This is a genomic window from Streptomyces sp. NPDC034037, assembly GCF_055575715.1.
On record NZ_JBVISC010000002.1, the window covers coordinates 884,389 to 906,063 of the forward strand.

At 72.8% G+C, this 21,675-nt stretch carries 16 protein-coding genes and 3 pseudogenes; 11 read left to right on the top strand and 8 right to left on the bottom strand.

Translation table 11 applies throughout. The annotated features are described in order from the left end of the window. Positions 1–7: 7 nt before the first annotated feature. The 3 genes from ACZ516_RS09475 to ACZ516_RS09485 all read right to left on the bottom strand — a co-directional run bounded on the left by ACZ516_RS09475 (position 8) and on the right by ACZ516_RS09485 (position 3,413). Positions 8–1,441, bottom strand: coding sequence for a M64 family metallopeptidase (locus tag ACZ516_RS09475; RefSeq protein ID WP_361082300.1), 1,434 nt, complete (start codon positions 1,439–1,441; stop codon positions 8–10). 217 nt (positions 1,442–1,658) lie between these two features. Then, positions 1,659–2,627 (bottom strand): SDR family oxidoreductase, encoded by a 969-nt coding sequence (locus ACZ516_RS09480; RefSeq protein ID WP_469009376.1) that lies wholly within the window; start codon positions 2,625–2,627, stop codon positions 1,659–1,661. Positions 2,628–2,648: 21 nt separating this feature from the next. Next, complete coding sequence (locus ACZ516_RS09485) at positions 2,649–3,413, bottom strand: SDR family oxidoreductase (RefSeq protein ID WP_469009378.1); 765 nt, start codon at positions 3,411–3,413, stop codon at positions 2,649–2,651. A 68-nt stretch (positions 3,414–3,481) separates the two neighbouring features. Between ACZ516_RS09485 and ACZ516_RS09490 the strand changes: the two genes are divergently transcribed. Genes ACZ516_RS09490 through ACZ516_RS09505 form a run of 4 tightly spaced genes read left to right on the top strand, consistent with a single transcriptional unit; the run spans position 3,482 to position 6,967 of the window. Next, the gene (locus ACZ516_RS09490; RefSeq protein ID WP_469009379.1) at positions 3,482–4,237 is read left to right on the top strand and encodes an enoyl-CoA hydratase family protein; all 756 of its coding nucleotides are present in this window, start codon (positions 3,482–3,484) and stop codon (positions 4,235–4,237) included. Further along, positions 4,234–5,112, top strand: a complete 879-nt coding sequence (locus ACZ516_RS09495; protein ID WP_361082292.1) for a CoA transferase subunit A — start codon at positions 4,234–4,236, stop codon at positions 5,110–5,112. Before ACZ516_RS09490 ends, ACZ516_RS09495 begins: the two co-directional genes overlap by 4 nt. Beyond that, positions 5,109–5,894, top strand: a complete 786-nt coding sequence (locus ACZ516_RS09500; RefSeq protein ID WP_361082290.1) for a CoA-transferase subunit beta — start codon at positions 5,109–5,111, stop codon at positions 5,892–5,894. Before ACZ516_RS09495 ends, ACZ516_RS09500 begins: the two co-directional genes overlap by 4 nt. Further along, positions 5,891–6,967 (top strand): NAD(P)H-dependent flavin oxidoreductase, encoded by a 1,077-nt coding sequence (locus tag ACZ516_RS09505; protein ID WP_361082288.1) that lies wholly within the window; start codon positions 5,891–5,893, stop codon positions 6,965–6,967. Before ACZ516_RS09500 ends, ACZ516_RS09505 begins: the two co-directional genes overlap by 4 nt. Before the next feature lie 209 nt (positions 6,968–7,176). Here the strand turns inward: ACZ516_RS09505 and ACZ516_RS09510 are convergent, their stop codons facing one another. The 4 genes from ACZ516_RS09510 to ACZ516_RS09525 form a co-directional block, all read right to left on the bottom strand. After that, positions 7,177–9,828 carry an ATP-binding protein gene (locus tag ACZ516_RS09510; RefSeq protein ID WP_469009381.1) on the bottom strand — a complete coding sequence of 884 codons (2,652 nt, stop codon included), beginning with the start codon at positions 9,826–9,828 and terminating at the stop codon, positions 7,177–7,179. Between the two features lie 184 nt (positions 9,829–10,012). Then, the gene (locus ACZ516_RS09515) at positions 10,013–11,170 is read right to left on the bottom strand and encodes an acetyl-CoA C-acetyltransferase (RefSeq protein WP_469009382.1); all 1,158 of its coding nucleotides are present in this window, start codon (positions 11,168–11,170) and stop codon (positions 10,013–10,015) included. A 46-nt stretch (positions 11,171–11,216) separates the two neighbouring features. Next, positions 11,217–11,804: a TetR/AcrR family transcriptional regulator gene (locus tag ACZ516_RS09520; protein WP_467466412.1), complete on the bottom strand. Its 588-nt coding sequence runs from the start codon at positions 11,802–11,804 to the stop codon at positions 11,217–11,219. Positions 11,805–11,987: 183 nt separating this feature from the next. Then, a complete protein-coding gene (locus tag ACZ516_RS09525; protein ID WP_358588866.1) occupies positions 11,988–12,794 on the bottom strand; it encodes an SDR family oxidoreductase in 807 nt (268 codons plus the stop codon). A 127-nt stretch (positions 12,795–12,921) separates the two neighbouring features. Between ACZ516_RS09525 and ACZ516_RS09530 the strand changes: the two are divergent. The 3 genes and pseudogenes from ACZ516_RS09530 to ACZ516_RS09540 all read left to right on the top strand — a co-directional run. Then, positions 12,922–13,452 (top strand): annotated as a pseudogene (locus tag ACZ516_RS09530) (acyl-CoA dehydrogenase family protein); the annotation flags it as partial. A gap of 552 nt (positions 13,453–14,004) precedes the next feature. After that, positions 14,005–14,616: pseudogene (locus ACZ516_RS09535) on the top strand (acyl-CoA dehydrogenase family protein); the annotation flags it as partial. Next, positions 14,616–15,596 (top strand): acyl-CoA dehydrogenase family protein, encoded by a 981-nt coding sequence (locus ACZ516_RS09540; protein ID WP_469009384.1) that lies wholly within the window; start codon positions 14,616–14,618, stop codon positions 15,594–15,596. The pseudogene ACZ516_RS09535 and the gene ACZ516_RS09540, both read left to right, overlap by 1 nt. A 70-nt stretch (positions 15,597–15,666) precedes the next feature. On the opposite strand, the gene ACZ516_RS09545 is transcribed toward ACZ516_RS09540, so the two are convergent. Further along, positions 15,667–16,755, bottom strand: a complete 1,089-nt coding sequence (locus tag ACZ516_RS09545; RefSeq protein WP_469009633.1) for a pentapeptide repeat-containing protein — start codon at positions 16,753–16,755, stop codon at positions 15,667–15,669. Between the two features lie 331 nt (positions 16,756–17,086). Between ACZ516_RS09545 and ACZ516_RS09550 the strand changes: the two genes are divergently transcribed. The 4 genes and pseudogenes from ACZ516_RS09550 (at position 17,087) to ACZ516_RS09565 (ending at position 21,536) form a co-directional block, all read left to right on the top strand. Continuing rightward, positions 17,087–17,596, top strand: coding sequence for a hypothetical protein (locus ACZ516_RS09550; protein ID WP_469009385.1), 510 nt, complete (start codon positions 17,087–17,089; stop codon positions 17,594–17,596). A 592-nt stretch (positions 17,597–18,188) separates the two neighbouring features. Next, positions 18,189–18,828: pseudogene (locus tag ACZ516_RS09555) on the top strand (transposase family protein); the annotation flags it as partial. 303 nt (positions 18,829–19,131) lie between these two features. Beyond that, the gene (locus tag ACZ516_RS09560) at positions 19,132–20,316 is read left to right on the top strand and encodes an anhydro-N-acetylmuramic acid kinase (RefSeq protein ID WP_469009387.1); all 1,185 of its coding nucleotides are present in this window, start codon (positions 19,132–19,134) and stop codon (positions 20,314–20,316) included. Between the two features lie 275 nt (positions 20,317–20,591). Next, a complete protein-coding gene (locus tag ACZ516_RS09565; RefSeq protein WP_469009388.1) occupies positions 20,592–21,536 on the top strand; it encodes a DUF2510 domain-containing protein in 945 nt (314 codons plus the stop codon). Positions 21,537–21,675 lie beyond the last annotated feature (139 nt).

A 21,675-nucleotide genomic window follows, 5' to 3' on the forward strand; every position in this document is an offset into this window, starting at 1 on the left:
GGAGGTGTCAGCCCGCGACGCGCCAGGTGAGCTTCTTGGTCAGGAGCTTGCGCAACGCCGGGTCGCGGACCGCGTCGGTGGCGTCGGTGCCCCGCACCGAGACGGTGTGCGCGCGGCCGTCGGCCGGTACGCCCAGGGCGCGCGGCGTCATGCTCTTCTCGCCCTTGCCCTTGTCGGTCGCGTGGCCGTCGACGTACCAGCGCAGCTGGATCCCCTTGCCCGCCTCGACGGTGACGGGCTGCGTGCGGCTCACCTCCCGGTCGGTGCGGGTGGTGGCGCCGATGACCGACGCGTGCCGGTGGAAGCCGGCGATCATCGCCTCGCGGCCGGGCAGGTTGAACTCGCTGCCGAGGGTCCGCATGATCGAGTTCTGAGTGGGCCGGTAGATGCCACGGGGGTAGTAGCCGCCGCCCCGGTACGCGCCGACGGTGCCGCCGTCCGGGGACGTCCGGCCGATCCAGCGGTACCACTTCTTCTTCTGCGCGGTCAGCTGCGCCGCCTTGAGCTTGCTGATGTTCGACTCCCACGGCTCGGCGCCGGTGTAGGTGTCGTACTCGTCGTACCAGTACTCGTCGGCCAGCTTGCCCAGGGAGTGCCCGGTCTCGTGCACGACGATCTGGGAGGAGTCGGGGTTGTCGCTGGAGGCGGTGGCTATGCCGTCGTAGCCCGAGGGGGAGACGATGTCGTTGTAGCCCGCGCCGCCGTACTTGGTGGAGTTGGCGAGGACGATCACCAGGTCGGCGTCGGCGGCCTTGCTCGCGTACGCCTCGACCTTCTCGGGGTTGACGCACAGCAGGCGCTCGACGTTGTCGCAGTAGAACGACGTGCCGAGAGCGGTTCTCTTGCTCGTGTGGTAGTCGGGGTCGCCGCCGACACCGGACTCCGGGGAGTGGGCCTGGACCGCCCAGACGTTGAACTGCTTCTTGTACGTGCGGTACGGCTCGACCGCGGAGACCTCCTTCCACTTCCTGCGCACGTCGGAGAGGAAGTCCTCCTGCTGGGACTTGGTGTACCCGTCGCCGAGGAACACCACGTCGGCCTTGGTGCCGATGGGGCCGTTCCGCACCAGGGAGACGACCTTCCCGTCCTGGGCGATGGCCGAGCGCTGCCTGCTGTTGAGCGGGGCGGGGACGGGGATGGTGGCGTGCCGCGGGTGGCTGTCGGGGCCGGGGAAGTACTCGACCTGCCGCTGAGGTCCTTCCGACGGCGAGGACGCGGCGGACGGCGGGGTGCCGGGGGTGGTGTCGGCGGCGATGGCGCCGCCGCTCCCGGCGAGGCCGGCCGCGACGGCCACGCCGGTGGCGACCGCGATCTGGAGCCGGGTACGTCCGGCCCGTCCGCCCGCGCGCCGGCTCGTCCGTACTGATGTGCCGGGTATTCGGCTCCGCATGAGGGTCCTCTCGACGTCCGCCGACGAACGGCGCACAAACAAAATGGGCATGACAATACAAGGAGTGGGGTGCCGGGTGCGCCGTCCGGACGGCCGGCTCGACGCCCGGACCAGCGGGACCGCTCACCGCTGCCGGGGAACCGACCCCGTGACGACGCTGTGCCCCTACCTTGGCGTGGAGCGCTCACGTTTCGCTGACGTTCGGCTCACGCGCCGGTGACGGCTGTTCGCGGCCGGCTTCCGGTGGGCAGGGACGGGCGCGGGTGGCTCACCGCGCCCCGTACACCGGTTGCGGCGGCTGCGCGTCGGAGAGGAGTCTGAGCGCCGTCTCGCCCGCCTCCGCGGGGGTCCAGCGGGCACCCTTGTCGGCGGTGGGCCCGGGACGCCAGCCCTCCATGACGGTGATGCGACCGGCCTCCGCCTCGAAGACGCGGCCGGTCACGCCCGCCGAGGCGGTGGCGCCGAGCCAGACGACCAGCGGGGAGACGTTCTCCGGGGCCATCGCGTCGAAGGCGCCGTCCCCGGGGGCCGCCATGGTCTCGGCGAAGGTCCGCTCCGTCATACGGGTCCGGGCGGCGGGGGCGATGGCGTTCACCCGCACTCCGTAGGCCGCGAGTTCGGCGGCGGCGACCATGGTGAGGCCGAGGACGCCGGCCTTGGCGGCGCTGTAGTTGCCCTGTCCGACGCTGCCCAGCAGGCCCGCCCCGGAGCTGGTGTTGACCACGCAGGCGTGCGGCGTCCGGCCGGCCTTCGCCTCGGCCCGCCAGTACGCCGCAGCGTGCTTCAAGGGCAGGAAGTGGCCCGTGAGGTGGACCCGCAGCACGGCGTCCCAGTCGTCCTCGGCGAGGTTGACCAGCATCCGGTCGCGCAGGAAGCCCGCGTTGTTGACGAGGGTGTCGAGACGGCCGTACGTGTCCAGGGCGGCCCGCACCAGGGAGGCGGCGCCGTCCGTCGTGGCGACGTCACCGCCGTGCGCGACCGCCTCGCCGCCCGCGGCGCGGATCTCCTCGACCACGGCGAGCGCGGGCCCGCCGGACCCCCCGGAGCCTTCCGGGCCCACCCCGAGGTCGTTGACGACGACCCGTGCGCCCTCGGCCGCGTACGCGCGCGCGTGCGCACGGCCGAGCCCGCGCCCCGCGCCCGTGACGATCACGACGCGGCCCGCGCAGATCCCGGCCGGGGCGGGGGAAGTCGAGGCGGGGTCGGGCACGGCGGCGGATGTGGCGGGCGAGGTCATGCGGCAACTCCCTCGGGAGGTTCAGTGGTTGACGGAGGCGGCGTCCAGGAAGGCCGGGCGTTCACCGCCGCCGTGCAGCTGGAGCGCGGCGCCGCTGATGTACCGGGCGCGGTCGGAGGCGAGGAACACGCAGGCGTCGCCGACGTCGGCAGGATCCGCGAGACGGCCCAGCGGGACGGTGCGGGCGACCCGTTCGACGCCCTCCACGTCGCCGTAGTGCAGATGGGCGCGCTCGGTCCGGGCGAGGCCGAGGACGACCGTGTTGACGCGCACGGCGGGGGCCCATTCGACCGCCATGGTCCGGGCGAGGTTCTCCAGCCCCGCCTTCGCCGCGCCGTAGGCCCCGCTGCCGGGCGAGGGCCGCGTGCCGCTCACGCTGCCGATCATCGTGATGCTGCCGCCGCCCTCCTGGGCGCGCATCACCTCGTGGGCCGCGACGGAGGCGTACAGCGGGGCGAGCAGGTTCAGTTCGACGATCCTGGCCTGGCGGGCCGGGGCCGCACCGGCGAGGAGGCCGTACGGCGTCCCGCCCGCGTTGTTCACGAGCGTGTCCACCCCGCCGTGGTCGGCGGCCACCGCGTCGAAGAACGCGGGGATCGCCTCGGCGTCGCGCAGGTCCAGCGGGCGGAACTCGGCGGTGGCGCCCGCCGCTTCGACCGGCTCCCGGGGCGGCCGGCGGGCGCAGACGACGACGCGCGCCCCGGCGGCGAGGAAGGCGCGGGCGATCCCGGCACCGACGCCACGGGTGCCGCCGGTGACGACGACGACCTGTCCGGTGTCAGTCATCGCTGCTACCTTCCTGACTAACAAATGTTTGGTTGAAGGCGTGTGGTCGAAAGGTAGCGGATCCTCTGATGTCTGTCTCCACCTCCGTCCCGGACGACGGCGTGACCGTGGTCACCGTCGACCGTCCGCCCGTCAACGCCCTGCCCGCGCAAGGGTGGTTCGAGCTGGCGGACGCCGTGCGCGCCGCCGGGCGCGACCCCGCCACGCGCTGCGTGGTGCTGACCGCCGAGGGCCGGGGGTTCAACGCCGGCGTGGACATCAAGGAGATGCGGCGCGACCGCGGCCACAGCGCGCTGCTCGGCGCCAACCGCGGGTGCTACGCCGCGTTCCGCGCGGTGTACGAGTGCGAGGTGCCGGTCGTCGCCGCCGTGCACGGCTTCTGCCTGGGCGGCGGCATAGGCCTCGTGGGCAACGCGGACGCGATCGTGGCGAGCGAGGACGCCACCTTCGGGCTGCCCGAGCTGGACCGGGGCGCGCTCGGCGCGGCCACGCACCTGGCCCGCCTGGTCCCCCAGCACCTGATGCGCACCCTGTACTACACCTCGCGCACCGTGACGGCCGCCGAGCTGCACGCCCACGGCTCGGTCTGGCGGGTCGTCCCGCGTGCGGAACTGCGTGAGGCGGCCCTGGCGCTGGCGCACGAGATCGCCCACAAGGACGGCACGCTGCTGCGCCTCGCGAAGGCGGCGATCAACGGCATCGACCCGGTCGACGTCCACCGCAGCTACCGCTTCGAGCAGGGCTTCACCTTCGAGGCGAACCTCAGCGGCCTGGCCGGCCGCATCCGCGGGGACGTCGGTGCGCACGGGGAGGACGGGACATGACGCACCCGGCACGGACGGCCAAGACGATGACGCCGGAGGAGATCGTCGGGCGCCTGAGCAGCGGGATGACGCTCGGCATCGGCGGCTGGGGCTCCCGCCGCAAGCCGATGGCGCTGGTGCGCGCGCTACTGCGGTCCGACGTCACGGACCTCACGGTCGTGTCGTACGGCGGCCCGGACGTCGGCCTGCTCGCCGCCGCCGGCCGCCTCCGCAAGCTGATCACGGCCTTCGCGACGCTCGACTCGATCCCCTTGGAACCGCATTTCCGGGCGGCACGCGAGCGTGGCGCCCTCGAACTGGTCGAGTGGGACGAGGCGATGCTGATGCAGGGCCTCACCGCGGGCGCCCAGCGGCTGCCGTTCCTGCCGATCCGCGCGGGCCTCGGCTCCGACGTGCCGCGCGTCAACCCCGGCCTGCGCACCGTCACTTCGCCGTACGAGGACGGGGAGGAGCTGGTCGCCGTGCCCGCCCTGCGGATGGACGCGGCGCTGGTGCACATGAACCGCGCCGACCGGTTCGGCAACGGCCAGTATCTGGGCCCGGACCCCTACTTCGACGACTTGTTCTGCGAGGCCTCCGACACCGCGTACGTCTCGTGCGAGCGGATCGTCGACTCCGCGGAGCTGACCGCGCACGCGGCTCCCCAGACCATGCTCGTCTCGCGGCACGCGGTGACGGGCGTGACCGAGACGCCACACGGCGCGCACTTCACGTCGTGCGTGCCCGACTACGGCCGCGACGAGCCCTTCCAGCAGGCGTACGCCACCGCCGCCGCCGACCCCGAGGCCTGGGCGGCCTTCCACGCCCGCTTCCTCACCGGCACCGAACAGGACTATCGGCTGGCCGTCGAGGCCTGGCACGAGGAGCAGCGATGAGGACGCCGACCGGTGCGCCGACGGCCGGGCGGGCGGCCACCCGCGCCGAGTACTGCGTGATCGCCTGCGCCGAGGCCTGGCGGGGCGACGGGGAGATCCTCGCGTCCCCGATGGGCACGATCCCCTCCGTCGGCGCGCGCCTGGCCAAGCTAACGTTCTCGCCCGAGCTGCTGCTCACGGACGGCGAGGCGCTGCTCATCGGCGACGTGCCCGCGGTGGGCGCCGCCTCGGGCGTGACGGAGGGCTGGCTGCCCTACCGGCGGCATCTGACGATGGTGATGGGCGGCAAGCGGCACGTGATGATGGGCGCGAGCCAGATCGACCGCTTCGGGAACCAGAACATCTCCTGCGTCGGCGACTGGCGGGGCCCCCGGCGACAGCTCCTCGGCGTGCGGGGCGCCCCGGGCAACACGGTCAACAACCCGGTGAGTTACTGGATCCCCCGGCATTCGGCGCGGGTGTTCGTCGCGAAGGTCGACATGATCAGCGGTGTCGGGTACGACAGCGCGGCCGCCGCCGGTCCCGCCGCGACGCGCTTCCACGAACTGCGGCGCGTGGTCTCCGACCTCGGTGTCTTCGACTTCGCCACGCCCGATCACTCGATGCGTCTGGTGTCCCTGCATCCGGGCGTCACGCTGGACCAGGTGCGCGGGGCGACCGGTTTCGCGCTCTGCGTACCGGACGAGGTGCCGTGCACGCGGGAGCCGACGGGCGAGGAACTGCGGTTGATCCGCGAGGTGGTGGACCCTCGGGGCCTGCGTGAGCGCGAGGTGCGCGCGTGACGCCGCCCGTGCCCGCCTTCAGGACGGCACTGACCGAGCTGGTCGGGGTGCGGCATCCGCTCGTGCAGACCGGCATGGGCTGGGTGGCGGGCCCCCGGCTGGTGTCGGCCGTGGCCGGTGCGGGGGCGCTCGGCATCCTGGCCTCGGCGACCATGACCGTCGAGCGGCTGCGTGCGGCCGTGCGGGAGGTCAAGTCCCGTACGGACGCGCCGTTCGGGGTGAATCTGCGTGCGGACGCGGGGGACGCGCGCGACCGTGTCCGGGTCATCGTGGACGAGGGCGTGCGGGTCGCGTCCTTCGCGCTCGCGCCGTCCAGGGAGCTGATCGCCGAGTTGAAGGACGCGGGCGTGGTGGTCATCCCCTCGGTCGGCGCGCGCCGGCATGCCGAGAAGGTCGCCGCGTGGGGCGCGGACGCGGTACTCGTGCAGGGCGGTGAGGGCGGTGGTCATACGGGTGAGGTCGCCACGACGGTTCTGCTGCCGCAGGTCGTCGACGCGGTGGACATTCCGGTGATCGCGGCGGGCGGGTTCCACGACGGGCGGGGCCTGGTCGCCGCGCTCGCCTATGGCGCGGCGGGGGTGGCGATGGGCACCCGCTTCCTGCTCACCTCGGACTCGACGGTGCCGGACGCGGTCAAGGCGCGCTATCTGGCGGCCACCGTCAAGGACGTCACCGTCACCACGCACGTGGACGGCCTGCCGCACCGGATGCTGCGCACGGAGCTGGTGGCCGCCCTGGAGAAGTCGGGCCGGATCACGTCCCTGGCCCGGGCGGTGCGGCACGCCGCGGCGTTCCGGAAGGTCTCCGGTCTCGGCTGGACGCGCCTCGCGCGCGACGGCCTCGCGATGAAGCACGGCAAGGAGCTGACGTGGGGCCAGGTCCTGCTCGCGGCGAACACGCCGATGATGCTGAAGGCGGCGATGGTGGACGGCCGCCCCGACCTGGGCGTGATGGCCTCCGGCCAGGTGGCGGGCGTGATCGAGGACTTGCCGTCGTGCGCGGAACTGGTGGAGCGGGTGATGACGGAGGCGGCGGAGGTGAGGGACCGGTTGGTCCGCCCCTGGTGCCCCTGAGCGTGCGCTGGAGGCCGCCTGTGGGCCGCCCAGGTGGCGGGGGTGGGGCCTGGGCCATGGCGCCGGGCGGCTCGGCGTCAACGGTGAGGCCCCGGGCCACGCCCCGTGGCCTCACCGCGCTGCGTGGCTCGGCCTCGGCCCCGCGCGGCCCGGCGTCAGGGTCGCGCGGCCCGGCCTCACCGCCACGCGACCCGGCGTCAGGCTCGGCGTCAGCGTCGCGCCGGGGACAGGTGGTCCAGTGCTCGGTCGGTGAGGCCGTCCGCCCCGCAGCTGCGGGCCAGGGTCAGGCCCCGCTCCAGCTCGGGCGCGGAACCGGTCGCGATGCCGTACTCGACGCGGGCGACCGCGTGTTCGTAGGCACAGGGTGAGGCCTCCAGGTAGGTGACGGCCTTGCGGAGCAGCTCGATGGAGCGCGGTCCGCTCTCCAGGGCGGCGGCGCACCGCAGGGCCTCGCCGATCGCGGTGTCCGTGCCGAACCGCTCGGCCTGCGTGCGGGCGTCCGAGACGAGGCGCCCGGCGCGCTCGGGGTCGTCGTGGGCCAGAGCGCGGGCGAGGTCGTAGGCCCAGGGCGCGAGGACGGTGTTGTACTGTCCGCGCGCGGTGAGCGCCTTCCCCGTCGCTTCCAGGACGTCCAGTCCCTCGCGCGTGCGTCCGCGGGCGAGCAGCAGTCTGCCGCGTACGGACATGGCGTCGGGCACGTAGATCGTGGAGGCGGAGGGCGGCGCGAAGCCGTAGCGGTCGGCGACGGCGCCCGCCTCCTCGGTGTGGCCGCGCGCCAGCAGGGTGTCGATGAGCATGCTGGCCGCCTCCCAGTGCATGGGCAGGCCCTCGCCGACGCGGTCCGCGAGGCGCAGGCTCTCCCGCAGGGAGCGCTCGGCGTCGACCAGTCGGCCGCGTCTGCGGTGGACGTAGCCGAGGAAGGCATGGGCGAGGGCGAGGTGCCCGCCGCTCCAGCCCGCCGTCTCGTAGACGCACACGGCTTCGGTGAACAGGCTCTCCGCACGGTCGAGCCGGTCCGCGAAGGCGTAGGAACCGCCGAGCATCAGCCGGAGTTCGAAGCTCCACTCCGTGTCGGTCCAGCCGAGGCCCGGTGCCAGGCGGCCGTTGACGAGGGCACGGTCGCAGAGCTCGACGACCAGTTCGGCGTTCTCGCCGCGGGTCATGGCGTCGAAGGCCCGCAGGATCAGCAGGGCCCGCTCGGAGTTGTCCCGGCCCGTGAGGGGTCCGGCGAGTGCGGCCAGCCGCCGCGAGCGCCCCGGTGAGTCCTTCTCCCCGGCGTGGATGCCCTCCCACATGTAGCGCACGGCTTGCAGGCGCAGCTTCAAGGGCCCTTGGGCGAGCCGCTCCGCCTCCTCGTCGATGGCCCGCAGGCCCTCTCCGAGCTGGTCGTTGTGGACGAGCGCCTGGGAGAGCCGGCAGACCGCGTCGACGCGCAGCTCCTGGTCGAGGCCGCGCATGGAGAGCGCGTCGCGCAGGTGCCCGATGGTGGTGACGGGCGAGGTGAGGAGGGTGGCGCAGCCCAGTTCGTAGAGCACGCGCGCGTGGATCTCGGGCAGGGGCGGCTCCCGCAGGGCCCGCTCCAGGCAGCGGCGGGCCGCCTCGGGCGCGCCGACCGCGAGGTGTTCGGCGGCGGCCCGGCGCAACTGCTCGACCATGTTGGGGTCGTCCTCGGGGTGGACCTCCAGCAGGTGCCGGGAGGCGGCCGCCGCGCTCCGGCCCTCCCGGGTGAGCACCTCGGCGGCCACGCCGTGCAGGGCGGTGCGGGTGGCGGCGGGGATCGAGCGGTAGATGGTGCTCGCGATCTGGGGGTGGACGAACTCCAGGGTGTCCGCGTCGCGGAGCAGGATGCGTGCGGCGCAGAGCCGTTCCGTGCAGCGTTCGGCGGTCTCGCGGGGCATGGCGGCGAGGCCGGCGGCCATGTCGAGGGGGGTGGCGGTGCCGAGGATGGCGACCGCCCAGGCGAAGCGGGTGGCGTCGGTGCCCAGCTCCTCGAGCCGGGCGACGAGGCCGTGGCCCTTGGCCGAGCGGTTGAGGGCGCGCAGCGCGTCCGCGGAGCTCTCCACCGGTTCCAGTTCGGCGTCCTGCACCTTGGCGAGCAGTTCGACGGACTCGTACGGATTGCCGCCGGTGACCGCCCACACCTCGCGGCAGAAGGGCTCGTCGGCGTGCTCGCCGAGGGTGGCGCGGGTCAGGCCCGCGGCGGCGTCGGGGGTGAGCGCGCGCAGGGTGCTGAACGAGCGGGCCGACGCGCCGGCCGAGGCCAGCTGGCGCAGGCTCTGGACGGTGGTGTCGCCGGGGCGGTGTGCGACGACGACGAGGACGGGCAGCTCGTCCAGGCGGCGGGCGAAGGCGACCAGCCACTGCAGGGTCTCCTGGTCGGCCCAGTGCGCGTCGTCGACGACGAGGACGAGCGGCCATTTCAGCTGCGCGAGGCATGCGACCGTTTCGACGAGGCCGTCGCACACGCCCTGAGGGTCGACCTGGCGTCCGCCGGGCTGGACGATGCCGAGGGCCGGGCCCGCGATGTCGTACCAGTCGCCGAGGTATTCGCGGGTCTCCTCGTCGGAGATCGCGATCAGGACGGGCTGGAGGAGCTGGCGCACGACGTTGAAGGGGACGGAGGTGACCGCCTCGCCGCCGCGCGCGGTCCAGACGGTGGCACCGTGGTCCTCCGCGATGCGCCGCACCTCGGCGAGGAGCGCGGTCTTGCCGATGCCGGCCTCTCCGCTGAAGACGAGCAGGCCGCCCGCGCTCGCGGCGTCCGCGCAGAGCCGCTCGACGGCCTTGGTCGCCGTGGCGATTTCGGCGTCGCGCTCCCAGAGCGGGGTCCAGGCGGCTCCGCCGGGCCGTCCCTGCGTCATCGCGCTACCTCCCGGGGTCGCTCAATCGACGTACAGGAGTCGAGACTAGCCGGGTCGGGGCCGCTGTGGAGCACGGTCGGCCCAGGTACTCCCACAAGGGGTGAGCGGGATGCCGGCCCCGGCGGCCCGGCGGACTTTTCCGGGAGTGCGGGCCCGAGTGGTCCGGCGGGGACGGGCGGGGCGGTCAGAGGCGTTCGATGATCGTCACGTTGGCCTGTCCGCCGCCCTCGCACATCGTCTGGAGGCCGAACCGGCCGCCCGTGCGCTCCAGTTCGTGCAGGAGCGTCGTCATCAGCTTCGCCCCCGTCGCGCCGAGGGGGTGACCGAGGGCGATCGCGCCGCCGTTGACGTTGACCTTCTCCGGGTCGGCCCCGGTCTCCCCGAGCCAGGCGAGGACGACCGGCGCGAACGCTTCGTTGATCTCCACGAGGTCGATGTCGTCGATGCTCATGCCGGTCTTCTGGAGCGCGTACGCGGTGGCGGGGATCGGCGCGGACAGCATCCGGATGGGGTCCTCGCCCCGCACGGAGAGGTGGTGGATCCGAGCGCGGGGCGTCAATCCGTGGACGCGCAGGGCCCGTTCGCTCGCGAGCAGCATGGCTGCCGCGCCGTCGGAGACCTGGGAGGAGCAGGCGGCGGTGATGGTGCCGCCGTCCACGACGGGTTTCAGGGCCGCCATCTTCTCCGGGGTGGTGTCGCGGCGCGGGCCCTCGTCGGTGGTGACGTCGCCGTACGCGATCAGTTCGCGTACGAAGCGGCCCTCGTCGATGGCGCGGATCGCCCGCCGGTGGGAGCGGAGCGCGAACTCCTCCATGTCGCGGCGGGATATCCCCCACTTCTCGGCGATCGCCTGGGCGCCGTGGAACTGGTTCACCGGCAGGTCGCCGTAGCGGGCGCGCCAGCCCTCGCTGCCGGCGTAGGGGCCTTCGGTGAGGCCGAGCGGTTCGGCGGCCTGCCGGGACGCGTAGGCGATGGGGATCATCGACATGTTCTGCGTGCCGCCCGCGACGACGAGGTCCTGGGTGCCGGACAGGACGCCCTGGGCCGCGAAGTGCACGGCCTGTTGGGACGATCCGCACTGCCGGTCGACGGTCACGCCGGGCACCTCTTCGGGGAGCCCGGCGGCGAGCCAGCTGGTGCGGGCGATGTCCCCGGCCTGGGGTCCCACCGTGTCCAGGCAGCCGAAGACGACGTCCTCGACGGCGGCCGGGTCGACGCCGGTGCGCTCCATCAGGGCGTTGAGGACGTGGGCGCCCAGGTCGGCGGGGTGGACCCGGGCGAGGCCTCCCCCGCGCCTGCCGACGGGGGTGCGGACCGCTTCGACGATGTAGGCGTCGGCCATGACTGCGTACTCCTCGGTCGGGCGGCGCCGCGTGGCAACGCGCCGCTCAGGTGCGTACGGAGATGCCGTCCAGGACCATCGACAGGTACTGGCGGGCGATCTCCTCGGGGCTGTGGCCGCCACCGGGGCGGTACCAGGACGCGGCCACCCAGACGGTGTCGCGCACGAAGCGGTAGGCGAGCCGGATGTCCAGGTCGTCGCGGAAGGCGCCTTCCGCGACACCTCGCTCCAGCGTCGTCAGCCAGGCCTTCTCGAAGCGCTGCTGCGAGTCGGACAGGTATTGGAAGCGCTGCTGGGCGACCAGGTGCCTGGACTCCTTCTGGTAGATCGCGACGGCGGCGCGGTGCCGGTCGATCTCCCTGAAGGACTCGGTCACGAGCGCTTCGAGGGTCGCGCGGGGGTCGAGCCGGGCCCCGAGCACGGAGTCGTACCCGTCCCACAGCTCGCTCAGGAAGGTGCGGAGGATCTCTTCGAGCATCGACTCCTTCGAATCGAAGTGGTAGTAGAGACTGCCGGCGAGCATGCCCGCGGCGTCGGCGATCTTGCGGACCGTGGTGGCGTTGTACCCCTGCTCGGCGAAGACGTCGGCGGCGATGCCGAGCAGCTCGCGGCGCCGCTCGGGCGAGGGACTCACCTGGGTCTTCTTCTTGGCCGGGCGCTGCGGACCCGCCCCGGTGCCCTGCCGGCGCGCCCCGGTGCCCTGCGGTCGAGCGTCGGTGCCGTGCTGTTCCGCGTCGGTGTTCTGCTGTGCCGCGTCGGCGCTCTGCTGTCGTGCGTTGGTGCTCTGTTTCGGTTTCGACACACGGCCATTCTCCGCCTACGCGTGCTGGCTGCTGACCGAGACGGTCTCGCCCGTCATGTACGAGGAGTAGCCGCTGGCCAGGAAGACGATGACGTTGGCTATCTCCCAGGGCTGCGCGTACCGCCCGAACGCCTCGCGCGCGGTCAATTCCTCCAGGAGCTCCGGCGTGGTCACCTTTGCCAGATGGGGGTGTAGGGCGAGGCTCGGCGCGACCGCGTTGACCCGGATCCCGTGAGGGGCGGCCTCGATCGCGGCGCAGCGGGTGAGGGCCATGACGCCGGCCTTCGCCGCGGCGTAGTGCGCCTGGCCCGCCTGGGCGCGCCAGCCGAGCACCGAGGCGTTGTTCACGATCGCTCCGGCGGGGCGGGTGCCGTCGCCGTCCCCCGCGCCGGCCCGTATCCGGCGCAGGGCGGCCCGTAGGCAACGGAAGGTGCCGTTCAGTGTCACGTCGATGACCCTGGTCCACTGCTCGTCGGTCATGTCCGTGAGCTCCGCCGTGCCCCCCAGTCCGGCGTTGTTCACCACGATGTCCAGGCGGCCGTGGGCCCGCTCGGCCAGGTCGAACAGGCTCTGGACCTGCGCCTCGTCGGTGACGTCGCACGGGATGCCGTCGATCCGGTCGGCGCCGAACTCCGCCGCGAGTGCCGCGACGGACTCCTTGGTGCGGCGTGCGTGGGCGTCGCCTATGACGACGCGCGCCCCCTCTTCCAGAAAGCGGCGGGCGGTGGCGCCGCCGATGCCCGCTCCGGCGGCAGCCGTGATCACCGCGGTGCGGCCCGCGAGCAGATCGTGGCCCGGCGAGGACGCGGGTGCGTCGACCATGAGCGGCTCCCCCCTTTTCCGGTGCGGCTGTGGTGCCAGGACATTTCCCTCGACTCGAGTCTCCCCACAAGGTAACCTACCAAACACTTGTTAGGGAAGAGCGGGTTGGCAGGGAGAGTGGGGGCTGATGGATCTCGACTTCACCGCCGGGGAAGAGGAGTTCAGGCGGCGGGCGCGCGACTGGCTCGCGGCGCATGTGCCGGCCGTGCCCCTCCCCTCCCTGGAGACCGCGGAGGGCTTCGCGGCCCACCGGGAGTGGGAGCGCGAGCTGGCGGCCGACCGCTGGTCGGCGGTGTCCTGGCCCGAGGAGTACGGCGGGCAGGGCGTCGACATCGTCAAGTGGCTGGTGTTCGAGGAGGAGTACTACGCGGCGGGGGCGCCGGGCCGCGTCTCGCAGAACGGCATCCATCTGCTCGCGCCGACGCTCTTCGACTTCGGCACCGCCGAGCAGCGGGCACGGGTGCTGCCCGCCATGGCGAGCGGCGAGGTGATCTGGGCGCAGGCGTGGTCGGAGCCGGAGGCCGGCTCGGACCTCGCGTCCCTGCGCTCCACCGCACGGCGGGTGGCGGGCGGTTGGCTGCTGCGCGGCCAGAAGACGTGGTCGTCGCGGGCGGCGTTCGCGGACCGCGCGTTCGGATTGTTCCGCACCGGTCCGGACGGCGCCGGGGCGGGCATGGGCGGTAGCGGCACGGGCGGTGCCGTCGGCGGGACGGGCGCCGCCGGCACGGCCAGCACCGGCAGCCCGCTTGGCGTCCCCGGCGAAGGGGACGCCGCCCATGCGACCAGCGCCACCGGCGGGACGGGCGCCGCCGGCACCGTCAGTCGGCCTGGGGACCCCGCCGAGACAGGCGCCGCCCATACTGCCAGCGCTGCCGGCCAGACCGGTCACGGCGGGGAGCCGGGGGCCTGCGGTGCGAGCGGGGGCGTATACACGGCCGGCGTCGGCGGTGCCGGCAGTGGCGTCGATGAGGCCGGTGCCGGGGGTGAGGCCGAGGCTGAGGCCACGGGGAAGGCGGGTGCCGAGGCCGGTGCTGAGGCCAAGGGGAAGGCCGGTGCCGAGGCCGGTGCCGATGCCAAGGGGAAGGCCGGTACCGAGGCCGGTGCCCAGGCCAAGGGGAAGGCCGGTGCCGAGACCGCAGGCAAGACCGGCGGCGAGGGCACGGGAAAGACCGGTGCCGACGCCACTGGGAAAACGGGCGGCGTTCCGGCCAAGCCGCACCATGGGCTGACCTACCTGATGTTCCCGCTCGACGCCGACGGCGTGACGATCCGTCCCGTCGGTCGCCTGGACGGCAAGCCCGCCTTCGCCGAACTCTTCCTCGACGACGTCTTCGTGCCGGACGAGGACGTGATCGGTGAGCCGGGCCAGGGCTGGCGTATCGCCATGTCGGCCACCGGCAACGAACGCGGTCTGACCCTGCGCTCCCCCGGCCGTTTCCTCGCCTCGGCGGACCGTCTGGTGCGGGACTGGCGGGCGCGCGGCGACCCCTCGGACACCGCGCTCCGCGACCGTGTCGCCGACGCCGTCATCGGTGCGCGCGCCTACGAGTTGTTCACCTGGTCCTGCGCCTCGCGCCTCGCGGCCGGGGAGGCCGTCGGCGCCGAGTCCAGCCTCAACAAGGTCTTCTGGTCGGAGTACGACATCGCTCTGCACGAGACGGCGCTCGACCTGCTGGGCCCGGAGGGGGAACTGACGGACGGCACGGACTGGTTAGAGGGGTACGTCTTCTCGCTCGCCGGCCCCATCTACGCGGGTACGAACGAGATCCAGCGCGACATCATCGCCGAGCGGCTGCTCGGTCTGCCGAAGGGGCGCCGCTGATGAGGTTCCTCCTGGACGCGGAGCAGCGGGAGTTCGCGCGCTCCCTGAACGCGATGCTGGCGGCGTCCGACACCGTGGCGGCCGCGCGCGCGTGGGGCGCAGGCGATCTCGGGCCGGGGCGCGCGCTGTGGGCGCGGCTGGCGGACCTGGGCGTCTTCGCACTGCCGGTTCCGCAGGCGTACGACGGGGTGGGCCCGCTGCCCGTCGAAACCGCCGTGGCTTTCCTGGAGTTGGGGCGGCACGCCGTGCCGGGGCCGGCCGTCGAGACGGTGGCCGCGGCGGCGCTGCTCACCCGCTTGGCGGAACAGGGCGAGCCGGGGCCGGCCGAGCAGTTCTTGCCCGCGCTCGCCTCCGGTGCGCTGAATGCGACGCTGACTCTCCCGGAAGGGAGCCCGTACGCCTTGGACACGGAGGCGGTGGGCGTGATCCTGGTCGTGGCCGGTGACGAGTTGCGGCTCGCTCCCGGGCACGCGCGCGTACGTCAGTCCCTCGATCCCGTCCGCCGCCCGGCCGCCCCGCTGCCCGGTGGCGAACTGCTCGCCCACGGAGCGGCCGTGGCGGCGGCCGCGCGGCACGCGATGCAGTGGGCGGCGCTCGCCACGGCCGCGCAGGCGCTCGGCGTCGGGCTCGCGCTGCTGGACAGGACCGTGGCCTACGTGAAGCAGCGCACGCAGTTCGGGACGCCGATCGGGGCTTTCCAGGCCGTCAAGCACCGCCTCGCGGATGTCTTGGTGCGCCTGGAGTTCGCCCGGCCGCTGGTGCTCGGCGCCGCGTCGACCATGGCGTCGGCGGATGTCGCCGCCGCCAAGGTGGCCGCAGGCGACGCGGCGTACGGCGCCGCTCGCGCGGCCCTCCAGTTGCACGGGGCCATCGGCTACACCGCCGAGTTCGACCTCTCCCTGTGGCTCACGAAGGCGCGTGCGTTGCGGGGGGCGTGGGGAGGGCCGGAGGTATGGCGGCGACAGGTCCTCGCCGAGTGACGGCTGCCGGCCCGGGCGTACGGCGCTCGGCCGGCGCGGAAGCGGGGCGCTCGCCCGGCGGGCCTCGCGGTCAGGGAGTGAACCGGAGCGGCGCCGCCTGCCACGTCATCCCCGGGGGCTGGAGCAGGGGCGAGGGCTCGGGGCCGGGGTCATCGGTGTCGACGACTCCGGCGGCCGTGTGGTCGAAGTCGGCGGGCCAACGGGTGCGCTCACTGGCCATGGCGTCGGTCAGGCGCGCCTCGGCAAGGTTGGCGGAGCTCAAGTCGGTGCCTCGCAAGTCGGCCATGCGGAGATCGGCGCGTTGGAAGACCGCGCCGTGGGCGACGGCCTTGCGCAGGTTCGCCTCGCGCAGGTCGGCCTCGGTGAAGTCGGCGTCACCCAAGTCGGTTTCGACCAGCTTCGCGCCCCGCAGGTCGGCCAGAACGCAGCGAGCCCGCCGGAGAATCGCCGTCGTGAGGTCGGCGTGCCGCAGGTTGACCGAGACCAGGGACGTTTGGGTCAGGTTGGCGTGGTACAGGCCCGCGGCCTCCAGGCAGGCGCGGTCGAGGTTGACCTCGGGGAACCAGAGTCCGTCGCAGTCGGCCCGGCGCAAGTCGGTGATGCTGAGATTGACCCAGGACTGCTCCCGGTGCCGGCACAGCACGCCGAGCGCGGTCAGTGCCACCTGGGCGTCGGCGGCGCGAGTCTCCAGGGGTGCGATGTCGTTGATGGGCACGTCCGCCGCCGGTGATTCCGGCCCGGTGGGCGGCCAGGGCAGGTGCGTGCGCAGATAGGCGGCCTGGATGGAGATGATGGCCTCCCGGTCGCGGGCGGACTGCTCGGCGATCCGCCACAGGGCGTGCAACCCGCCGATGCGCACATCCAGCTTGTCGCTGCCGAGCTGGTCGACGGCCCGGCTGAATCGGTCGGTGACGTAGCCCTCCTGGGTGGCGCGCAACCCCTCCTGACTCACCCGCAGTTGCCGCCAGGTGGCATACGCGCCGAAGAGCACGACCAGGCCGCCGATCACCTGCAGAAGCGTCGTGCGGACATCATTCACGGCCTTCAGCCGATCCTGTGCGGCGACGCTCGCCCCGGCGAGATCGTGGTCGACCACCACACCGGGCAGCAGGACGAAGACGGTGCCCAGAACGACCAGCCCCGCGGCCCCGGCCAACAGAGCCACGGCTGTACGATGCCCGACCCGCCCGTCCCACCATGCCCGCCGCCCGCGGTCCGGCTCCCCCATCTCCATGGGCACAGGAGCTTAGCTCGGCATTGAAGGTCCGAGGCCGAACGCAGCTCGAACTTGATCGGCGTTTTTGCAGTTCAGCGGATGTGAGGTTGTTACCGGCGAAGCCCTACAGCCGCCCCGCCCACCACAAGCGCCCACCACAAGAAGGGCCCCGAACCCCGGCGCACCGAGGAGCGGCAAACCTAACGGCCTGGGCCATGTGCACCGGCACGAGGCTGAAGAAGTTCACGGGGGTACGTCGGTGGATCTCAGCTCAGTGATCATCGCTGTCGCAGGCGTCGCCGGAACCCTGGGAGGGGCGCTACTCACCCAACGCGGCTCCGAACGAGCGAAGCGCCGAGAGATAGAGCTAGTTCGAAGCCATGAGGAGGCCCGCGAGAACCGTTCGCTGCGACGCACCTGCTATGCGGAACTCAACCGAGATGCCCGGCAGTTCACCACCGCACTCAACCGCCACCTGCACGTCATGAGGGAACGCGGCGTAGAGGAGGCCGACAGCGACGCACTTGAGGAGGCGAAGAACGCGCATCGCGATCGATACTCCGAAGCACAGATGATCGCCCCCGAAGAAGTGCTCATAAGAGCGAGTGTCGTCAACCAAGCCCTGAACAAGGTCTACGGCCAGGTCAAGCGCCTGGAACGCGACGCCCCTGAACCAGGCGAAACGACGGAGACCGCGGCCCAGGCCCAGTACGAGGTCTGGGAGATGCTCCGAACCATGAGAACCGCCATGCGCCACGACCTCGGCGTGTCGCATGAAGATTGAGAGCTGGAACTCAGCTCCGTGCGAACCCTCTTGCCTGCGTCGACCGGCCAAAAAACTGGTCTAAGACTTGTCCCGCTAATGCGGCCGGGGCGGTGGCAAGGGTAGGGGGCTGGCATGATGACGTCCATGACTGCATACCGAAGGGCCGATGCCGCGTAGACGGCCGGGCGCCCTGCGCGCCGAACAATGTGGCTTTCGCATCTGGGAGGACCTGTCCCCGGATCGGATCCAAGGGCTCTCTGGCCGCACCAGCCTTACGATACATCGGGTGGAGTCGCTTTCCACCGACTACTACATCTATCCCGGTGCTACTGAACGCGCGTTGCGGCGGTATCGAGAGTTCCTGGCACCGCAGGGACGTTGCCCTCTGTACCCGCGATACGCGCACTGCTCGTGCCGCGGTTGTTCTTTCGACGACGTGCGACATGCACGCGCCGTGCTGGAACAGGTCCTGCAAGAGCTGCCTGCCCGATCCCTTCGCCCATCAGCGGGAGTGGCGCTCTGACCTGTGGTGGCGTCGCCGGCTCGCCGACGGAGAGGAGGGCGGATGACGGCCTTCTACCCCACTCCGCCACAGTGAAATGATCACAGCATGGGTGGGGTGATCACGGCGTCGCAGCCGTCCTGGATGGCCCCGTTCCCCGGGCTGAGCCCGCGCGCCTTTGGAAGCTGATGACGGCTCTGCGGCGCCAGGGCGCAGGCGCGTTCCACAAGGGCCGGCCGTGGAGCCTTCCCCTGGAGGACCGGGCCCTGCTGGTCACGGCGTACTGGCGCACGAATCCGACCATGCGGCAGCTCACGCCGCTGTTCGGGGTCTCGAAGTCGGCGGCGGACTGGATCATCGACCACCTCGGGCAGATGCTCGCTCTCCAGCCCGCAAACGGTTCGCCAAGGACACCGTGCTCATCGTGGACGGCACCCTGGTCCCCACCCGGGACCACACTGTGGCCGAGCGGTCGAAGAACTATCGGTACTCCACCAACCACCAGGTCGTCATCGACGCCGACACCCGCCTAGTCGTCGCGGTCGGGCGGCCACTCGCCGGTAACCGTAACGACTGCAAGGCATGGGAGGAATCCGGCGCCAAGGCCGCCGTCGGCAGGACACTCACGATCACCGACGGCGGCTACCCCGGTACGGGACTCGTCATGCCCCCTCCTCGACGCAAGGGCGAAGTCCTACCCGACTGGAAGGAAGCGCGCGCTGGCGGACCTGTTCGCCTGCGCCAGCGCGGAGGGCGTTGACCTGCGCGTCGACGGCACCGAAGCGCAGGTCCGCCGCGCCCGACGTCCGAGCGGCCGAGCGCCATGCGTCCGGGACCTCGGGGACGTCCGCGTGAAACCACGCTCCGCAACGGCTTCGCGCCGGAAGCGCACCCCCGTGCGCCACCCCGCGCGCACGGCCCCGCCGGGCCAGGCACCGCCGTGAAAGCAGTCCAGCGCCCCGCCGCCGCTTTCGTGGAAGACGCGTCACCCCCCTCCTCCGGGATGCGATGATCAAGCTCAACGGTGAGCCGACCGAGAAGGAGGCCCCACGTGCGCGTGATCGGGCTCATGTCAGGGACCTCGTACGACGCGATCGACGCCGCGGCCGCCGATCTGACCCTCGACGGGGACCGGCTGACGCTCACCCCCCTCGGGCTGATCACCCGCGGCTACGACGAAGGACTGCGCGCCTCGCTCGCCGCCGCGCTGCCGCCCGCGCCCACCACGCTCGCCGACATCTGCCGCCTGGACACCGCCATCGGCCGCGCCTTCGCCGCCGCCGCCGTCGAAGCCGACCGTGAACTGTGCGACGGGCAGGCGCAGTTGGTCGCCTCGCACGGCCAGACCGTCTACCACTGGGTGGAGGACGGGCAGGCGCACGGCACCCTGCAGATCGGGCAGGCCGCGTGGATCGCCGAGGCGACGGGGCTGCCGGTGGTCGCCGACTTCCGCCCGCGCGACATCGCCGCGGGCGGCCAGGGCGCGCCCCTGGTGAGCCTCGTCGACCGGATGTGGCTGCGCGACCGCCCCGGCACCCCCGCCGCGCTGAACCTCGGCGGCATCGCCAACATCACCGCCGCCGACGGCACGGCCTTCGACACGGGCCCCGCCAACGCCCTGGTGGACGCCGTGGTGGCCGAGGCGACGGGCGGCCGCCTCACCTATGACCTGGACGGGGAGATCGCCCTGCGCGGCACCGTCCACCAGGACCTCTTGGACCGCCTCCTCGCCGAGCCCTACTACGCCCGTCCGGCGCCCAAGACGACCGGCAAGGAACTGTTCCATCTGCCGTACCTGCGTACGGCGTTGAAGGGGTACGAGGCGCTGCCCACCGAGGACGTCGTCGCCACGCTCACCCGGCTCACCGCCCGCACGGTCGCCGACGCCGTGCGCTCGGTGCGGGCCTCGGAGGTCGTCGCCTCGGGCGGCGGGACCCGCAATCCCGCCCTGATGGCCTTTCTGCGGGCGGAGTTGGGCGTCGGCGTGCCGGTGCGCACCTCGGACGAGCTGGGTCTGCCGGCCGCGGCGAAGGAGGCGTACGCCTTCGCCGTCCTCGGCTTCCTGACGCTGCACGGCCTGCCGGGGACGGTCCCGGCGAGCACGGGAGCCCGCCACGCGAGCGTGCTGGGCTCGATCACCCCGGGCCGGCGCGGCACGCCGTGGCCTGAAACGGTCCCGGAGAAGGCGGCCCCGACGCGGTTGGTCGTCGACGGACATGGGGGCGGAACACGGTAGGCGGCCGCCTCCCCGGCCCGAGCCACGCCGAGGTTCTGGGCGTCGTGCGGCCGCCTGATGCGGACCGGGTGGCCCTCCCATCCGATGGTGCCGATGACGATGCCCGCGTCCCCGCTGAGCGAGACACTGCGGGCCCGCCTGCCGCCCGCCGAGGTCGGTGCCCACGACGGATGGCGGGCGGCGCGATCACCGCCCTCAAGCAGCGCAGCATCGACGCCGCCTTTCGACCGGCCCCTCTCATGCCCCTTTCACGCGGGGCTCATACTCTGGCGCCCATGACGCAGATGACTCCCCCAGGCTGGTACCCCGACCCCGGCCAGACCGCCGGCGGTCCTCCCACCGAGCGCTGGTGGGACGGGAACGTGTGGACGGAGCAGGTGCGCGCCGCCCAGAACGCGCACGCCTATCCGACTCAGCCGGCCTTCCCGGCGCATCCGGGGCAGCCCCCCGCGCCACGGGGAGGCCTGCGCGTGGCGATAGCCGTCGGCGTGGTGCTGGTCGTCCTCGCCGGGGTAGGCGGCGGCGTGTACGCGCTGACCTCCGGTGACGACGGCGACGGCGACGGCGGTGGCTCCGCGGCGCGGAAGCCGTCGACCGGCGCCCCCGAGGAGCCCGGCAAGCCCGGGGCGACGCAGACCCCCGAGGGCCCCGGGGCGCCGAGCGCGCCGGGCCAGGAGAAGGGCTTCGCGAGCGACCCCGTCAGCGGCATCAAGATACCGGTGCCGGACGGCTGGACGGGCGGCACCACCGAGCGCGGGGCCGCCGTGCAGACCGCCCCGCTCCCCTGTCCCGGGAACGCCGAGGAGCAGTGCACCCGCGGCAGCGCGTACTCCCAGACCGCCGACCGCCTGCACCTCGACGGCAAGACGCCCGAGGCGGTCGCCAAGGCGGACATCAAGAGCAACGCCAACGAAGGGTACGGCGGCAAGACCTACGGCCGGATCACCTCGCACAAGGTCCTGGCGTCCGAGTCGATCACCGTGGCGGGCCAGAAGGGCTACTACGTCCGCTGGAAGGCCGTCACGGAGAAGAGCGACGACGGCTACGTCGAATCGCTCGCCTTCCCCTCCCCCGCCGACAAGTCGAAGCTCGTCGTCATCCGCATGGGCATCGACGTCAACCCCAAGGCCCCCTCGCCGTCCGTCATGGACCAGATCGCCAAGGGCATCAAGGCCGGTCCCACCGGTGACGGCGGGGCGGGAGCCGGGCAGGAGGTCTGAGCGCGGTCCGACGCCCGGCGCACGGACCCAAAGGGCCGGGCGGGGTTCCTCGCCGCTCACGAGGAACCCCGTCCGGCCCGGGGGTGCGCGCCGCCCCCGTCCCCACGGTGCGGCGCGGGCAGGCCCGAGTCCCGTCATC

What these genes read in the sequence shown, in the direction of transcription:
- ACZ516_RS09475 (WP_361082300.1), bottom strand. Translation starts at nt 1,441, where the DNA reads ATGCCCATTTTGTTTGTGCGCCGTTCGTCGGCGGACGTCGAGAGGACC.
- ACZ516_RS09480 (WP_469009376.1), bottom strand. Translation starts at nt 2,627, where the DNA reads ATGACCTCGCCCGCCACATCCGCCGCCGTGCCCGACCCCGCCTCGACT.
- ACZ516_RS09485 (WP_469009378.1), bottom strand. Translation starts at nt 3,413, where the DNA reads ATGACTGACACCGGACAGGTCGTCGTCGTCACCGGCGGCACCCGTGGC.
- ACZ516_RS09490 (WP_469009379.1), top strand. Translation starts at nt 3,482, where the DNA reads ATGTCTGTCTCCACCTCCGTCCCGGACGACGGCGTGACCGTGGTCACC.
- ACZ516_RS09495 (WP_361082292.1), top strand. Translation starts at nt 4,234, where the DNA reads ATGACGCACCCGGCACGGACGGCCAAGACGATGACGCCGGAGGAGATC.
- ACZ516_RS09500 (WP_361082290.1), top strand. Translation starts at nt 5,109, where the DNA reads ATGAGGACGCCGACCGGTGCGCCGACGGCCGGGCGGGCGGCCACCCGC.
- ACZ516_RS09510 (WP_469009381.1), bottom strand. Translation starts at nt 9,828, where the DNA reads ATGACGCAGGGACGGCCCGGCGGAGCCGCCTGGACCCCGCTCTGGGAG.
- ACZ516_RS09515 (WP_469009382.1), bottom strand. Translation starts at nt 11,170, where the DNA reads ATGGCCGACGCCTACATCGTCGAAGCGGTCCGCACCCCCGTCGGCAGG.
- ACZ516_RS09525 (WP_358588866.1), bottom strand. Translation starts at nt 12,794, where the DNA reads ATGGTCGACGCACCCGCGTCCTCGCCGGGCCACGATCTGCTCGCGGGC.
- ACZ516_RS09540 (WP_469009384.1), top strand. Translation starts at nt 14,616, where the DNA reads ATGAGGTTCCTCCTGGACGCGGAGCAGCGGGAGTTCGCGCGCTCCCTG.
- ACZ516_RS09565 (WP_469009388.1), top strand. Translation starts at nt 20,592, where the DNA reads ATGACGCAGATGACTCCCCCAGGCTGGTACCCCGACCCCGGCCAGACC.